Here is a 15,305-nt window from a genome sequence, read left to right as displayed (position 1 = left end):
CGGGCCCCCGGTTGCGCGACAGAAGGGTCCCACGTGGTCGCTCGACCGAAGACGGACAGCACGACCGACAACGCCTACTCCGGGTCGTCCATCACGGTCCTCGAGGGTCTCGAGGCCGTCCGCAAGCGCCCCGGTATGTACATCGGCTCCACCGGTGAGCGCGGCCTCCACCACATGGTGTGGGAGGTCGTCGACAACGCCGTCGACGAGGCGCTCGCCGGCTACTGCGACACCGTGCGGGTCACCCTGCTGGCCGACGGCGGCGTCCGGGTCGAGGACAACGGCCGCGGCATCCCCGTCGACATGCACCCGGTGGAGAAGCGGCCCACCGTCGAGGTGATCATGACCGTCCTCCACGCGGGCGGGAAGTTCGACGGGAAGAGCTACGGCGTCTCCGGCGGTCTGCACGGCGTCGGCGTCACCGTCGTCAACGCCCTGTCCACGCGCCTGGACGTCACCGTCTGGTCGCACGGCAGCGAGTGGCAGCAGAGCTACACCTACGCCAAGCCCGGGCCGCTGACCAAGGTCGGCCCGACCACCAAGCGCGGCACCGCCATCACGTTCTGGGCCGACGGCGACATCTTCGAGACGACGACCTACTCGTTCGACACGATCAACCGGCGCCTGCAGGAGATGGCCTTCCTGAACAAGGGCCTGACCATCGTGCTGCGCGACGAGCGGCCGGGTCAGGGCAAGGCCGACACCGGCCTGGCCGACGAGGCCTCGCTCGCCGAGGAGGCCCCGGCGCCCGGTCACGAGGACGAGGCGTTCGAGCCCACCGAGATCACCTACCGCTACGACGGCGGCCTGGTCGACTACGTCACCCACATCAACCGGCGCCGCACCCCGATCCACCGGTCGGTCATCAGCTTCTCCGCCGACGGCACCGGCAAGAACGACACCGCGATGTCCCTCGACGTCGCCATGCAGTGGTCCGACGCCTACTCGGAGTCGGTGCACACCTTCGCGAACATCATCAACACGCACGAGGGCGGCACCCACGAGGAGGGCTTCCGCGCGGCGCTGACCTCGATCGTCAACCGCTACGCCGTCGAGAAGAAGCTGCTCAAGGAGAAGGACGAGAAGCTCACCGGCGACGACATCCGCGAGGGCCTGGCGGCCATCGTCTCGGTGAAGCTCGGCGACCCGCAGTTCGAGGGCCAGACGAAGACCAAGCTCGGCAACACCGAGGTCAAGGGCTTCGTGCAGCGCGTCTGCAACGAGCAGATCGGCCACTGGTTCGAGGCCAACCCCACCGAGGCCAAGGCCGTCATCACCAAGGCGTCGTCCGCCGCGCGGGCCCGCCGCGCCGCGCAGGACGCCCGCAAGCTGGCCCGCAAGAGCCTGCTGTCGGTCAGCGGCCTGCCGGGCAAGCTCGCCGACTGCCGCTCCACCGACCCGCGCAACTCCGAGGTCTACATCGTCGAGGGCGACTCGGCCGGCGGCTCGGCCAAGTCCGGCCGCGACTCGATGTTCCAGGCGATCCTGCCCATCCGCGGCAAGATCATCAACGTCGAGAAGGCGCGCATCGACCGGGTCCTCAAGAACGCCGAGGTCCAGTCGATGATCACCGCGTTCGGCACCGGCATCCACGACGAGTTCGACATCACCAAGCTCCGCTATCACAAGATCGTCCTGATGGCGGACGCCGACGTCGACGGCCAGCACATCAGCACGCTGCTGCTGACCCTGCTGTTCCGCTTCATGCGGCCGCTGGTCGAGGGGCAGTACGTCTACCTGGCCAAGCCGCCGCTGTACAAGATCAAGTGGGGCGGCAAGATCGGCGACGAGTACGCCTACAGCGACAAGGAGCGCGACGCCGTCGTCAAGGCCGGCGCCGAGAGCGGCCGCAAGGTCAAGGACGAGATGATCCAGCGGTTCAAGGGGCTCGGCGAGATGAACGCCAGCGAGCTGTGGGAGACCACGATGAACCCCGAGACCCGCATCCTGCGCCAGGTCACCCTCGAGGACGCCGCCGCCGCCGACGAGCTGTTCAGCATCCTCATGGGCGAGGACGTCGAGGCCCGCCGCAGCTTCATCACCCGCAACGCCAAGGACGTCCGCTTCCTCGACGTGTAACGCCCCCTGCCCCTGCACCATCCCGGCCCCGTCCCGGGCCCCGCCCCGAGCACGCGAGGGGTGGGGAGGACGGGGTCCTTCGACTGAGGACCTGAACCGTGACGGAGACCCCAGCCCGCGACCGCATCGAGCCGGTCGACCTCCAGCAGGAGATGCAGCGCAGCTACATCGACTACGCGATGAGCGTGATCGTCGGCCGCGCCCTGCCGGAGGTCCGCGACGGCCTCAAGCCGGTGCACCGGCGCGTGCTCTTCGCGATGTACGACCAGGGCTTCCGCCCGGACCGCGGGTACGTCAAGTGCGCCCGCCCGGTCGCCGAGGTCATGGGCAACTACCACCCCCACGGCGACTCGGCGATCTACGACGCCCTCGTCCGGCTGGCCCAGCCGTGGTCGATGCGCTACCCGCTGATCGACGGCCAGGGCAACTTCGGCTCCCCGGGCAACGACCCCGCGGCCGCCATGCGCTACACCGAGTGCCGCCTGACGCCGCTGGCCATGGAGATCCTGTCCGGCATCGACGAGGAGACCGTCGACTTCCAGGCCAACTACGACGGCCGGACGCAGGAGCCGCTGGTCCTGCCGTCGCGGGTCCCGAACCTGCTGATCAACGGCTCGGCCGGCATCGCGGTCGGCATGGCGACCAACATGCCGCCGCACAACCTGCGCGAGGTCGCCGAGGCCGTCTTCTGGATGCTCGAGCACCCCGAGGCCGAGGCCGAGGAGGCGCTCACCGCCTGCATGGAGCGGATCAAGGGCCCGGACTTCCCCACGTACGGCCTGATCGTCGGCCGCGAGGGCATCGAGGACGCCTACCGCACCGGCCGCGGCTCGGTCCGCATGCGCGCGGTGGTCACCGTCGAGGAGGACGCCCGCGGTCGCGTCCAGCTCGTGGTCACCGAGCTGCCGTACCAGGTGAACCCGGACAACCTCGCCGAGTCGATCGCCGAGGCGGTCAAGGAGGGGCGCCTCCAGGGCATCAGCGAGATCGCCGACGAGTCCTCCGACCGCGTGGGCCGCCGGCTGGTCATCACCCTGCGCCGCGACGCCGTGGCCAAGGTCGTGCTGAACAACCTCTACAAGCACACCCAGCTGCAGACCTCGTTCGGCTGCAACATGCTCTCGATCGTCGACGGCGTCCCGCGGACGCTGCGCCTGGACGAGCTGGTGCGCCAGTGGGTCAACCACCAGATCGAGGTCATCCAGCGGCGCACCCGGTACCGGCTGCGCAAGGCCGAGGAGCGCGCGCACATCCTGCGCGGCTACGCCAAGGCCCTCGACCAGCTCGACGCGGTCATCGCCCTCATCCGCAACAGCCCCTCGGCCGACGCCGCGCGCACCGGCCTCATGGAGCTGCTCGAGGTCGACGAGATCCAGGCGGTCGCGATTCTCGACCTGCAGCTGCGCCGGCTGGCCGCCCTCGAGCGCCAGCGGATCATGGACGAGCTGGCCGAGATCGAGGCCCGCATCGCCGAGCTGCAGGCGATCCTCGCCTCGCCGCAGCGGCAGCGGGAGATCGTCCGCGACGAGCTCGCCGAGATCGTGGACAAGTACGGCGACGACCGCCGCACGAAGTTCGTCGCCAACGAGGGCGACGTCTCCATGGAGGACCTCATCGCGGAGGAGGAGGTCGTCGTCACCATCACCCGCACCGGGTACGCCAAGCGGACCAAGAGCGACCTCTACCGGTCGCAGCGCCGCGGCGGCAAGGGCGTGATGGGGGCGACCCTCAAGCAGGACGACATCGTCGACCACTTCTTCGTGGGCTCCACCCACGACTGGATCCTCTTCTTCACGAACAAGGGCCGGGTCTACCGGGCCAAGGCCTACGAGCTGCCCGAGGCCAACCGCACCGCCCGAGGCGCCCACGTGGCCAACATCCTGGCGTTCCAGCCCGACGAGCGGATCGCCCAGGTCATGCAGATCAAGGACTACTCGGTCGCGCCGTACCTGGTCCTGGCCACCGCCAACGGGCAGGTGAAGAAGACCCGCCTCACCGACTTCGACAGCCCGCGCAGCGGCGGCGTCATCGCCATCAACCTGCGCGACGGCGACGAGCTGGTCGGCGCCGCCCTCATCGACCCCGACCAGGACCTCCTGCTGGTCACCCGCAAGGCGATGTCGATCCGGTTCAAGGCCGACGACACCAGCCTGCGGCCGATGGGCCGGGCGACCGAGGGCGTCCGGGGCATCTCGCTGTCCCCCGACGACCAGCTGCTGTCGATGATCGTGGTCGAGGAGGGCGTCGACGTCCTCGTCGCCACCGAGCGCGGCTTCGCCAAGCGGACCGGCATCGAGAACTACCCGCCGCAGGGCCGTGGCGGCAAGGGCGTGCTCACCGCCGACCCCAAGGCCCGCAAGGGCTCCCTGGTCGGGGCGCTGGCCGTCCGGCTCGGTGACGAGCTGTACGCGATCACCTCCGGCGGCGGCGTCATCCGGACGCCGGTCAACGGGGTCCGCCACAACAAGGACCGCGCCACCATGGGTGTCAAGCTCATGAACTTGCCGGAAGACGTGTCGATCGTCGCGATCGCCCGGACGACGGACAACGACGAGCCGCCCGCCTAGGGTGGAGTGCGATGACCGGCGCCTCGCGGCACCGCGTCCCATGACGTGGTCCCGCGAGACCGGTCACCTGACAGCGCAGCGGCGCCCGCCGCTGGGGAACGGGAGACAGGCATGAGCGACCGGACGCAGGGTTCGGTGCGCACCGGCACCCGGCTCGGTGAGGACGCCGAGCCGCAGGGCAGTCCGGTCGGCACCGGCGGTGCGTCGCCGGTCGCCTCCGCCCCCATCACCGGCAGCGCCGCCCTCCAGGCGGCCGGCGCCCCGGCGGGTGCCGGGCCGGCGGGCTCGTCGGCCACCGGCCGCCCGTCGGGCGACCGCCCGGCCGGTGCCAAGGGCAAGGGCAAGGCCGCGCGCGGTCCCCGCCGCGCCCGGCTGCAGCTGCGGCACATCGACACCTGGTCGGCGCTGAAGATCTCGCTGGTCCTGTCGATCGCGCTGTTCTTCATCTGGATGGTCGCCGTCGGGATCCTCTACGGCGTCCTCTCCGGTCTCGGCGTCTTCGACACCCTCAACGACCTGTTCGGGCAGCTCGGCAGCGCCTCGGGCTCCAGCGGCGGCGGGGACGTCATCACGCCGGGCATCGTCTTCGGCGGCGCCGCGGTGATCGGCGCGATCAACATCGTGCTGATGACCGCGCTGTGCACCGTCGCGGCGTTCATCTACAACATGTGCGCCGACCTGGTCGGCGGCCTCGAGGTCACGCTCTCCGAGCGCGACTGAGAAAGGACCCCGTCCTCCCCACCCCTCGCGGGCTCGGGGCGGGACCCGGGACGGGGCCTGACCGTCCTTCCCACCCCTCGCAGGCTCGGGGCGGGACCCGGGACGGGGCCTGACCGTCCTCCCCACCCCCCTCGGGGGTCGGGAAACCGGCCAGGTAAGCTGGTCGAGGTTCACGGGCCTGTAGCTCAGGCGGTTAGAGCGCATCCCTGATAAGGATGAGGCCGGAGGTTCAAGTCCTCCCAGGCCCACCCGTGTGCCGGCTCCGGCCGGCGTCGCCACCGGTCCCCGCGGCCCCTGCCCGGGGCCGCGGGCTCTCCGCCGAGGAGGCACCCGCGTGATCAAGAAGCTCGCACTGGCCGCTGCTGCTGCCGCCGCGCTGGCCGCCGTCCGCAAGCGCTCCGCGGGCCGCACCGAGGCCGACCTCTGGCAGGAGGCCACCAGCGGCCCCCAGGCGGTCAGCACGCCCACCACCCGCTGAACCCGGGGTCGGAGCCCTCAGGGGCCGACCCTCCCGGGGACGTAGCTCAATTGGCAGAGCACCGCCTTTGCAAGGCGGGGGTTAGGGGTTCGATTCCCCTCGTCTCCACTCCTCCTCCACCATGGTCGACCTGCTCGCCGGCAGGGGATCACGGCGACTCGTGGCGCCCGAGGGGTCCCATCTCGGTTAGCGTTCTTCCGTGGCGGAGGAGCATGCCCAGGACCGGCGCGGGGGCCGCTCGTCCCAGAGTGCCGAGGCGCGGCGTCTGTCCGCATCGACCAGCACGGGCGGCGAGCCCGATGCCCGCACGGATCTCGGCGAGGCGATGGGGCGGGCCGCTCGGTCGCTGCAGGAGCGCCACGGAGACGTCGAGGCGACGCTGCAGGTGATCACCGAGAGTGCCGTCGGAGTCGTCCCGGGCGTGGAGGAAGCCTCCATCAGCTACGTGATCGGTCGACGACGGGTCGAGGCGCGTGCTGCGACCGGGGACCTGCCTCGGCACGTGGACGAGATCCAGAACCGTCTCCAGGAGGGGCCCTGCCTGGATGCGGTGTGGACGGAGTCGACCGTCCGCATCGACGACATGCGCAGCGAGGAACGCTGGCCACGGTTCGCGGCGGCCGCGGCCGAGCTCGGCGTCCTGAGCTCGGTGAGCTTCCAGCTGTTCGTCGAGGGTGACAACCTCGGGGCGCTCAACCTGTACTCGCGGCAGCCGGATGCGTTCGGCGAGGAGTCCGAGGACGTCGGCCTCGTCTTCGCCGCCCACGCCGCGGTGGCGCTGGCCGGTGCCCAGCACGAGATGAACCTGCGCACCGGGATGGGCAGCCGCGACGTGATCGGTCAGGCCAAGGGCATCCTCATGGAGCGGTACGCCGTCAGCGCCGACCGCGCCTTCGCGATCCTGGTACGGGTCTCCCAGCAGACGAACCGCAAGCTCCTCGACATCGCCACGGAGCTGACGGTGACGCGAGCCGTCCCGCAGGTCCCGGCAGCGGCGCGAGGCCGGGCCGACGCCCCGTCGACGTCGCGGTAGGAGCTCAGGCGGACCTGTCGTCGTAGGCGAGTTCCTCGAGCGGCACGTCGCGGGCGAGCACGCGGGCGGCGAGGTCGTCGACCGCCAGGCCGGAGCTGTAGGCGTGCGCTCGGAGCAGGGCGAGGGCGTCCTCGCTGGTGATGCGCAGCCCGGCGTTGAGGAACCCCATGGCCTGCCAGACGAGCGCCCGGCGCTCGGCGGCCGGTGCTCCGAGCCAGGCCGGCCCGTCGGCGCCGACCGGGCGTGCGGCGCGGTGGAGCAGCGAGACGACCTCGCGGGTCACGACCAGCGCGTCGTAGAGCGTGACGGTGCGGACGTCGTGGGGCGGGACGACATAGAGATCCAGTGCGCCGTGACCGCGGAGCTCGTCCTGGAACGGGAGCGAGATGATCCCGCGCACCGAGGTGCGGCTGACCAGGGCGTCGTGGAAGGCCGGCCACCGGGCCTCGATATCGGCCTCCTCGGCGACGACGGGCCGGCCGGACGCGTGAGAAGAGAGGCAGGGCCCTCGCCGACGGTGAACTGCAGTCGCTCGGCCTGCGCGGACACCTGGTCGCTGGCACCGAGGGGCAGCCGGCGGTCGGCGGCGAAGAAAAGGCTGATCCCGGCCCCGTCGACGGGGACGACGGCGGCGGCGGCCCTGGCCAGGCGCACGGGCAGCAGCTCCGGGTCGGGGAGGTCCACGGCGGAGGCGGCGAGGGCGACGGCGAACCGCTCGGCGATGCTCATCGCACTCCGGTCATCCGAGCTCCGGCCCGCACGGTCACGAGCGGGCTGAGGGGTCGTTCGACGCCCCGCTGACGCCGTCGACGATGGCCTGGGCGATGTCGCGGAGCTTGCGGTTGGACCGCTGGGAGGCGGCGGCGAGCAGGTTGAAGGCCTCCGCGGCATCGCAGCGCCGCTGGCTCATCAGGATGCCCTTGGCCTGCTCGATGACCGCTCGGGTGCGCATGGCGGTGTCCAGGTGCTCGGCCAGCTCGCGGCTGCTCTCGTAGAGCTGACGGTTCTGGACGGCGATGGCGGCGTAGGAGGCGAACTCGGTCGCGACGGCCTTCGCCTCGTCACCGAATGCATGCGCCCGGGTCGCGTAGAGGTTCAGGGCACCGTGGACCGATTCCCTGACCGGCAGGGGAACGGACAGGGAACTCAGAGACCCCCGCTCGACGCACTCGCGGGCGTGGCCCGGCCAGCGGTCCTCGGTGCGTGCGTCGGTGATCTCCTGGATCTCCTGGCCCACGGCGGCTTCCAGACAGGGACCCTGACCTCGGCTGTACTGCGACTCGTCGAGCTGGACCGACAGCGGGCCGGTGAAGGCGGCACTGGTCGCCTTGTGATGGGTGACGAGGGTGACCGAGGCCTCCGCGACGCCGGGGGTGACCCGCTTGGCGAGCTCGGCGATGCGCAGCAGCATCACGTCCATCGAGGTAGGTGTCCGCGAAGGACAACCGCCCGAGCTCCGCGAACGCGGCCTGGACGTCGAACGGTTCGGGAGAATGCCGATCGGGCGGAGGGCTCATAGCGGATCCGGTCCATCGGGTCCGGCTGGTCGACGAAGGCGATCGACCCCGGAGTGAGCCCTGCTCGAGAGGAAGACCCTGGATCTGGCAGGCCGCGTCATGACCCAACAGGTGCCGCACTGCGGCACGGAGCAGACCGTACTCCCCGAGCCGGCTCACCGGTCAGCCGGGAACCCTTTCGTCGTCCACGTCCGGCCTCTCTCCGATTGCACAGCGCCGGGGGAGGGTTGGCCGTAGGGGGCCCGCGACGGTGGCGCGCGGCGCCCGCCGGCAGGGTGGCTGGGAGGCGTAGCGTCGAAGGGCCCGAGAAAGGGGCGCACTGCGACCCCGAGGCGTCCACCCTGTCCACAGACACGCTCGTCCTGGCCTGCCGTCTCTGCGGCCTCTCCCTCGCCGAGCTCTGGTGGGACTACCTCGCGCTCGGCGGGATGAACTCGATGCAGCAGTTGTCGGCTCGCATGACACTCGGGCACGAGTGGTCGGGCATCGAGGACCTGGTGCTCGCGACCGCTGCTGACGAGGCCCTCGTCGACGGCGGCCTGCCGCGGCTCGGCCCTTCCCCGGCGCACTGAGCGATCGGCGAGCGCACCCACGCACGGGCCGCCGGGCCTGCCCAGGTCCTCCGCGCCGACCAGGTCGGTGGGAGAGTGGAGGTCGTGACCGAAGCGACCCCCGCACGCCGCGCCGTGCTGCACACCAATCACGGCGACATCACCGTGGACCTGTTCCCCGACCACGCCCCCAAGACGGTGGCGAACTTCGCCGACCTGGCCGAGGGCCGTCGCGAGTGGACCCACCCGCAGACCCGGCAGAAGACCACCGACCCGCTCTACAACGGGACGATCTTCCACCGGATCATCTCCGGCTTCATGATCCAGGGCGGCGACCCGCTCGGTCAGGGCATCGGGGGCCCGGGCTACCAGTTCGGCGACGAGATCCACCCCGAGCTGGCCTTCACCAAGCCCTACCTGCTGGCCATGGCCAACGCCGGCCCCGGCACCAACGGCTCCCAGTTCTTCATCACCGTCGCCCCGACCACGTGGCTGACCGGCAAGCACACGATCTTCGGCGAGGTGGCCGACCAGGCCAGCCGTGAGGTCGTCGACCGGATCGCCGCCGTGCAGACCGGCCGCCAGGACCGTCCCGTCCAGGACGTCGTGATCGAGTCGGTCGAGGTGCAGCGCAGCTGACCACCCCGCCGTCCGGTGGTGACGCCGGCTGGGACGCCTCCCAGCCGGCGCCGCCACCGGCCACCTGCTACCGGCACCCCGACCGGCCCACCCGGATCTCCTGCGCGCGCTGCGGGCGTCCCATCTGCCCCGAGGACATGACGCCGGCCTCGGTCGGCTTCCAGTGCCCCGTGTGCATCGCCGAGGGCCGGGCCAGCGTCCGCGCGCCCCGTCGTCCGCCGGCGCTGCGCAGCGCCGGCCGGCGGTGGGGCGTCGTCACGCTCGCGCTCATCGCGCTCAACGTGGCGGTGTTCGCCGCGACCGCCGTCTCCGCGGGCGTGGAGGGCGCCAACCCGTTCGACAACCAGCGCTCGCCGCTGTTCGCCGACCTCATGCAGGCACCGGTCCTGGTGACCGTCTTCGGCGAGGACTGGCGGCTGCTCACCGCGGCGTTCCTGCACATCGGCCCGGTACACCTGGCCGTCAACATGCTGACGCTGCTGATCTTCGGCTCGGAGATGGAGCGCCAGCTGGGCCGCTGGCGGTTCCTCGCCGTCTACCTGGTCTCCGCCCTGGGCGGCGCCGTGGCGATCCAGCTGTTCGGCAACCCGAACGCACCCGTGGCCGGCGCCTCCGCGGCCATCTACGGGCTCCTGGGCGGCCTGGCGGTCGTCATGATCGCCGGCCGGCAGGACCTCCGCGGCCTGCTCACCCTGCTGGCGCTGAACGTGGCCATCAGCTTCCTGCCCGGCATCTCGCTGCTGGGTCACCTCGGCGGGCTGGTCGCCGGCTTCCTGGCGACCGGGCTGGTCGTGCTGGCCCGCCGGCGCACCGAGCTGCAGGTGCTCGGCCTGCTGCTCCTGGCCGCCGCGCTCGTCGTCGTCGCGCTGACCGTGCCGACGCTGGCCGTCCTCGACTTCTAGCCGCCGGCGGCTAGCGGCGCGGCGGCCGGCTGGGGTCCAGGGCGGTCAGCGCCCGGGCCACCGCCGCCGGGTCCGTGCCCAGCTCCCAGCGACCCAGCAGCAGCAGGACGCCGTCGTCGTCCGGGCCGGCGGCGGTGTCCAGTTCCAGCAGCTGGGAGCGCACCCCCAGGCGCCGGGTCTCCCGCAGCCGCACGCGCAGACCCGCCCAGGTCAGCCGGACGCGTCCCCCGAGCCGGCGGACGACCAGACCCTCGGGCCCGGCGGCCAGCCGGGGGCGCAGCAGCGCGTCGCGGACGGCCAGTCCGAGCAGCAGGACGGCGGCCGCGCCCACCAGCACCCGGCCGACCGGGTCCAGCAGGGCGGCGGCGATCCCCAGGACGACCCCGGCCAGCGCCTCGACCACGACCGTCGCGGGACGTGCCGACCACTCCACGTCCCCAGCGTCCCAGGTGGCCGGTCCCACGGTTGTGCGGTAGGGGTGTGGGTATCGCAGGTGTGCAGGTCAGCGGCCTGTCCGGGGCACACATGTCGACTTCTCCACAGCTGGGTACACAGCTGGGGACAGAAGCACAGGCGTGTAGTTACGCCGTCGTCCTCCTCGTCACACGAGCCACACCGCGGTCATCTGCGCAGGTCAGCGACGTGCCGTCGAACATGCGTTCTCCACATCCGGTGGACAACCCTGGGGAGTTCCCGCCATGTCGACCTGTGGACAACCGAGTGGTCTGTGCACAGCGATGCACAGGGGAGCACCCTGGGACGGAGCCGTCCGCCCGGACGACGAGGGCCCCCGTCCCGCGGTGCGGAACGAGGGCCCTCGAGGGTCCGTGCAGGTCAGCGCCAGCGCATCGACATGACCAGGCCGACCACCATGGCGCCGAAGCCGATGGCGAAGTTCCACGCCGACAGCGAGACCATGAACGGGATCCGGTCGCCGGCCACGTAGTACACGACGATCCACAGCAGGCCGACGAGCATGAGGCCGACCATCAGCGGGGCGTACCAGCGCGGGCTGGGCTGCACGGCCCGCGCGCGGGCGGCGTCGGTCCGCAGGACACCCTGCGGCGGCGTGTAGGCCGACTTCTTGCGCACCTTCGACTTGGGCACGGGCGGGTACTCCTCCTCCGGCGGTCGGCCTCCGCCGGCCGCGACTGTCCCCAGCCTAAGCTGCGCACGGGGGACGACGCGGCAGATCCCGCCCGTGCCACCCCGACGGAGGCAGGCAGACCGCCGCCGCGTCCGCTGCCGAGGAGGTGCCCGTGGCCCGCATCCGGTGGCCCCGGCCCGCCCGCACGGGCGGCCGGCGCAGCGGCTGGGCGGTGCTGGTGCCCGTCGTCGCGCTGGCGGCCGGCCTGCTGTTCGCCACCTCCAACCGGACGGCGCTCGGCACCGACCTGCGCGGCGGTGAGGTCACCGAGCTCAGCGAGCTGATCCGCCAGCGCGGTGGTGTCATCGCCGGGCAGGAGGAGCAGCTGGCCGAGCTCCAGGCGCAGGTGGAGCAGCTGACCGAGCAGGCCGCCGGACAGGACGGCGCCGTCGCCGCCGCCCAGGAGGAGGGGGACGCCGGCACCCTCTCGGCCGGCCTGGTGGCGCTGACCGGCGAGGGTGTGGAGATCACCCTGGACGACGCCCCCCGGCGGCCCGACGGATCGCTCCCCTCGGGCGCCCGCCCCGACGACGTGGTCATCCACCAGTCCGACGTCCAGGCCGTGGTGAACGCGCTGTGGGCCGCCGGCGCCGACGGCGTGGCCATCATGGGGGTGCGCCTGGTGGCCACCAGCGCCGTCCGCTGCGTGGGCAACACCCTGCTGCTCGAGGGGCGCACCTACTCGCCGCCCTTCGTCGTCACCGCCATCGGCGACGCCGACGCCTTCCGCGCCCAGCTGGCCGTCTCGCCGCAGGTGCGGGTGTTCCAGCAGGCGGTGCAGGCCTACGGGCTCACCTTCGCCGTCGACGACCGCGACGAGGTCGCGCTGCCCGCCTACGAGGGAACCCCGGCCATGGAGTACGCCACAGCGGCTGACCGCTAGGCCCCCCGCGGTGTACACAGAGACCGTGAGCCGGCCCGTCCTCGTCGTCGACAACTTCGACAGCTTCGTCTACAACCTGGTCCAGTACCTCGGCCAGCTGGGCGTGCGGTGCATCGTGCGGCGCAACGACGCCGTGACCGTCGACGAGCTGGCCGACCTCGACGTCGCCGGGGTGCTGCTGTCACCGGGCCCCGGGACGCCCGCCGATGCCGGTGTGACGGTTCCGATGGTGACCGCCGCCGCCGAGGCCGGGACGCCGGTGTTCGGCGTCTGCCTCGGCCACCAGGCGATCGCCGAGGCCTACGGTGCGTCGGTCGTCCGCGCGCCGGAGCTGCTGCACGGCAAGACCAGCCAGGTGGTGCACGGCGGCGCCGGCGTCCTCGCCGGGCTGCCCTCGCCCTTCACCGCCACCCGCTACCACTCGCTGGCCGTCGACGTGGACACCGTCCCCGACGAGCTCGAGGTCACCGGCAGCACGCCGTCGGGCATCGTGATGGCCCTGCGGCACCGCGAGCTCCCCATCGAGGGCGTGCAGTTCCACCCCGAGTCGGTGCTCACCGAGGGCGGCCACCGGATGCTCGCCACCTGGCTGGAGACCTGCGGGCTGGCGCCCGACCCGGCGCTGGTCGAGGCGGCCGCGGCGAGCGCGCGCCGGCTCTCCGCCGCAGCGGTCTGAGGACGACAGAGGGGCTCCTCCCGCACGGGAGGAGCCCCTCAGTCGTTCCTGGTCAGTTGCCGCCGCCACCACCGGCGCCGCCGCCACCACCGGCGCCGCCACCGCCACCGCCACCGCCACCGCCGCCGCCGGCGCCGCCACCGCCGGCACCACCGCCGTCGTCCGGCGTCGGCTCGGCGACGGTCAGCTGGATCGCCGTGCCGGTCGCGGCCTGGGTGCCGCCCGCGGGGGTCTGGGTGACCACCTGGGCGGACTGGACGTCGTCGCTGGTCGTCCGGGTCACCGAGATGTTGGTGTACCCGGCAGCGGTCAGGGTGGCCCGCGCCTGCTGCTCGGTCTGGCCCACCACGTCCGGCACGGTGGGCTGACCGGCCGAGACGGTGAGGGTGATCCGGTCACCGGCGCCGACCCGGCTGTTGGGGGCGGGGTCGGTGGAGAGCACCGTGCCCGCGGGCTGGTCGGAGGCGGTCTCGTCAACGGCGACGTTGGTGAAGCCGGCCGACGTCAGGGTGCCCTGGGCGCCGTCGACCGGCTGGCCGACCACGTCGGGCAGCGGCAGGGTGCCGCTGGAGACCTGCAGGGTGAACGTCGCGTCCGGCGCGGCCTGGGAGCCCTGCGCCGGGGTCGCGGAGACGACCTCGCCGCGGGGCTGCAGCGAGTCGGTCTCCCGGGTGTTGATGCTGCCCTCGAAGCCGGCGCTGCGCAGGTTCGCCTCGGCCTCGTCCGCCGGCAGGCCCACGATGTTCGGGACCAGCAGAGCGGAGGGACCGGCCCCGATGACGAGATCGACCTCGGTGCCGCGGTCGACCTCGGCGCCGCTGACCGGCGTGCTGGTGACGACCTTGCCCAGGTCGGCGTCGCTGCTCTCGGCCTGGGTGACCTCGCCGACGGCGAGCCCGGCGTCCTCGAGCAGCGCGGTGGCCTGCTCCTGCGTCTGACCGGCCAGCGTCGGCACGCGGACCTGCGTGGCGGCCGGCGGCTGCTCGTCGTCCCCGGAGTTCAGCAGCAGTGCCACGGCCACGACGGCGCCGACCAGCACCAGCGCGCCGACGACCAGGGCGATGATGCGGTTGCGCTTGCGCCGCTGGTCGGCCGCGTCGTCCCAGTCCTCGTCGCGGTCGCCGCCGTAGGACCCCGGGCCGGCCGCGAGGATCGTCGTCTTCTCCGACTCGCCCATGACCGGCGTGGCCTCGACCCGCTGCCCGGCCAGGGCCCGGAGCAGGTCGTTGCGCATCTCCGCGGCCGACTGGTAGCGGTTGGCCGGGTTCTTGCTCATCGCCTTGAGCAGGATGGCGTCGAGCTCCGGCGGGATGGCCGGGTTGATCGACGACGGCAGGCGGGGGTCCTCGCGCACGTGCTGGTAGGCGACGGACACGGGGGAGTCGCCGGTGAACGGCGGCGCCCCGGTGACCAGCTCGTACAGCAGGCAGCCCAGCGAGTAGACGTCGGAGCGGGCGTCGACGCCCTCGCCGCGGGCCTGCTCGGGGGAGAGGTACTGCGCGGTGCCGATGACCGCGGCGGTGGAGGTCATCGTCGCCGCGGAGTCGGAGACCGCGCGGGCGATGCCGAAGTCCATGACCTTGACCGAGCCCTGGGGCGTGATCATCACGTTGCCGGGCTTCACGTCGCGGTGCACGATGCCGTTGCGGTGGCTGAAGTCCAGGGCCCCGCAGATGTCGGCGCACAGGCTCATGGCCCGCTCGGGGGGCAGCACGCCCTCCCGGCGCAGCACGTCGCGCAGCGTCTCGCCCTCGACGTACTCCATGACGATGTACGGGGTGGCGCCGGTGGTGGTGCGGTCCTCGCCGGTGTCGTAGACCGCCACGATCGCCGGGTGGTTGAGCGACGCGGCCGCCTGCGCCTCCCGGCGGAAGCGGACCTGGAACGACGGGTCGCGGGCCAGGTCGCTGCGCAGCACCTTGACCGCGACCTCGCGGCCCAGCCGGAGGTCCCGGCCGCGGTGCACCTCGGCCATGCCGCCACGGCCGAGCACCCCGCCGATCTCGTAGCGCTCTCCGAGCACCTGGGGGGTGGTCATCGACGGTCCTCTCGGGCGGTGCTCGGCAGCGTCCCGGACGGGGCCGGGGCCTGCGGTGGACGGCGGCCGGGAAGG

At 72.3% G+C, this 15,305-nt stretch carries 14 protein-coding genes and 2 tRNA genes; 11 read left to right on the top strand and 5 right to left on the bottom strand.

What is annotated here, in order from left to right; translation table 11 throughout:
* The first annotated feature begins 33 nt into the window (after window positions 1–33).
* The 7 genes from gyrB to ACI79R_RS00425 all read left to right on the top strand — a co-directional run bounded on the left by gyrB (window position 34) and on the right by ACI79R_RS00425 (window position 6,877).
* Window positions 34–2,079 carry a DNA topoisomerase (ATP-hydrolyzing) subunit B gene (gyrB, locus tag ACI79R_RS00455; RefSeq protein WP_456571599.1) on the top strand — a complete coding sequence of 682 codons (2,046 nt, stop codon included), beginning with the start codon at window positions 34–36 and terminating at the stop codon, window positions 2,077–2,079.
* 98 nt (window positions 2,080–2,177) lie between these two features.
* On the top strand, window positions 2,178–4,646 hold the full coding sequence (gyrA, locus tag ACI79R_RS00450; protein ID WP_456571598.1) for a DNA gyrase subunit A: 2,469 nt from the start codon (window positions 2,178–2,180) through the stop codon (window positions 4,644–4,646).
* 111 nt (window positions 4,647–4,757) lie between these two features.
* Complete coding sequence (locus ACI79R_RS00445) at window positions 4,758–5,366, top strand: DUF3566 domain-containing protein (RefSeq protein ID WP_456571597.1); 609 nt, start codon at window positions 4,758–4,760, stop codon at window positions 5,364–5,366.
* Window positions 5,367–5,540: 174 nt separating this feature from the next.
* Window positions 5,541–5,614, top strand: a tRNA-Ile gene (locus tag ACI79R_RS00440).
* Window positions 5,615–5,700: 86 nt separating this feature from the next.
* Window positions 5,701–5,844 (top strand): DLW-39 family protein, encoded by a 144-nt coding sequence (locus tag ACI79R_RS00435; RefSeq protein WP_456571596.1) that lies wholly within the window; start codon window positions 5,701–5,703, stop codon window positions 5,842–5,844.
* A 35-nt stretch (window positions 5,845–5,879) separates the two neighbouring features.
* Window positions 5,880–5,952 (top strand) — tRNA-Ala (locus tag ACI79R_RS00430).
* A 217-nt stretch (window positions 5,953–6,169) separates the two neighbouring features.
* On the top strand, window positions 6,170–6,877 hold the full coding sequence (locus ACI79R_RS00425) for a GAF and ANTAR domain-containing protein (RefSeq protein WP_456572267.1): 708 nt from the start codon (window positions 6,170–6,172) through the stop codon (window positions 6,875–6,877).
* Between the two features lie 4 nt (window positions 6,878–6,881).
* Here ACI79R_RS00425 and ACI79R_RS00420 read toward each other — a convergent pair whose 3' ends face one another.
* Complete coding sequence (locus ACI79R_RS00420; RefSeq protein ID WP_456571595.1) at window positions 6,882–7,277, bottom strand: ANTAR domain-containing protein; 396 nt, start codon at window positions 7,275–7,277, stop codon at window positions 6,882–6,884.
* A gap of 363 nt (window positions 7,278–7,640) precedes the next feature.
* On the bottom strand, window positions 7,641–8,297 hold the full coding sequence (locus tag ACI79R_RS00415; protein WP_456571594.1) for an ANTAR domain-containing protein: 657 nt from the start codon (window positions 8,295–8,297) through the stop codon (window positions 7,641–7,643).
* Window positions 8,298–9,050: 753 nt separating this feature from the next.
* Here ACI79R_RS00415 and ACI79R_RS00410 point away from each other — a divergent pair.
* On the top strand, window positions 9,051–9,584 hold the full coding sequence (locus ACI79R_RS00410; protein ID WP_456571593.1) for a peptidylprolyl isomerase: 534 nt from the start codon (window positions 9,051–9,053) through the stop codon (window positions 9,582–9,584).
* Window positions 9,585–9,721: 137 nt separating this feature from the next.
* Window positions 9,722–10,486 (top strand): rhomboid family intramembrane serine protease, encoded by a 765-nt coding sequence (locus ACI79R_RS00405; protein WP_456571592.1) that lies wholly within the window; start codon window positions 9,722–9,724, stop codon window positions 10,484–10,486.
* A 10-nt stretch (window positions 10,487–10,496) separates the two neighbouring features.
* On the opposite strand, the gene ACI79R_RS00400 is transcribed toward ACI79R_RS00405, so the two are convergent.
* A complete protein-coding gene (locus tag ACI79R_RS00400) occupies window positions 10,497–10,919 on the bottom strand; it encodes a PH domain-containing protein (protein WP_456571591.1) in 423 nt (140 codons plus the stop codon).
* Window positions 10,920–11,320: 401 nt separating this feature from the next.
* Window positions 11,321–11,593, bottom strand: a complete 273-nt coding sequence (gene crgA, locus ACI79R_RS00395) for a cell division protein CrgA (protein WP_456571590.1) — start codon at window positions 11,591–11,593, stop codon at window positions 11,321–11,323.
* A gap of 152 nt (window positions 11,594–11,745) precedes the next feature.
* On the opposite strand from crgA, the gene ACI79R_RS00390 reads away from it, so the two are divergent.
* Both ACI79R_RS00390 and ACI79R_RS00385 read left to right on the top strand, forming a co-directional pair.
* A complete protein-coding gene (locus tag ACI79R_RS00390) occupies window positions 11,746–12,516 on the top strand; it encodes a DUF881 domain-containing protein (protein ID WP_456571589.1) in 771 nt (256 codons plus the stop codon).
* 25 nt (window positions 12,517–12,541) lie between these two features.
* The gene (locus ACI79R_RS00385) at window positions 12,542–13,192 is read left to right on the top strand and encodes an aminodeoxychorismate/anthranilate synthase component II (RefSeq protein ID WP_456571588.1); all 651 of its coding nucleotides are present in this window, start codon (window positions 12,542–12,544) and stop codon (window positions 13,190–13,192) included.
* A gap of 52 nt (window positions 13,193–13,244) precedes the next feature.
* Here ACI79R_RS00385 and pknB read toward each other — a convergent pair whose 3' ends face one another.
* The gene (gene pknB, locus ACI79R_RS00380; RefSeq protein WP_456571587.1) at window positions 13,245–15,230 is read right to left on the bottom strand and encodes a Stk1 family PASTA domain-containing Ser/Thr kinase; all 1,986 of its coding nucleotides are present in this window, start codon (window positions 15,228–15,230) and stop codon (window positions 13,245–13,247) included.
* Window positions 15,231–15,305 lie beyond the last annotated feature (75 nt).

The organism is Blastococcus sp. SYSU D00820 (genome assembly GCF_054050695.1).
Note: the sequence above shows the minus strand (reverse complement) of the source record. Positions and strands in the feature narration are given on the sequence as shown.

Bases quoted from the DNA above. Each gene is read 5' to 3' on its own strand.
- ACI79R_RS00415 (WP_456571594.1), bottom strand. From the start codon at position 8,297: ATGGACGTGATGCTGCTGCGCATCGCCGAGCTCGCCAAGCGGGTCACC.
- ACI79R_RS00405 (WP_456571592.1), top strand. From the start codon at position 9,722: ATGACGCCGGCCTCGGTCGGCTTCCAGTGCCCCGTGTGCATCGCCGAG.
- ACI79R_RS00445 (WP_456571597.1), top strand. From the start codon at position 4,758: ATGAGCGACCGGACGCAGGGTTCGGTGCGCACCGGCACCCGGCTCGGT.
- pknB (WP_456571587.1), bottom strand. From the start codon at position 15,230: ATGACCACCCCCCAGGTGCTCGGAGAGCGCTACGAGATCGGCGGGGTG.
- ACI79R_RS00425 (WP_456572267.1), top strand. From the start codon at position 6,170: ATGGGGCGGGCCGCTCGGTCGCTGCAGGAGCGCCACGGAGACGTCGAG.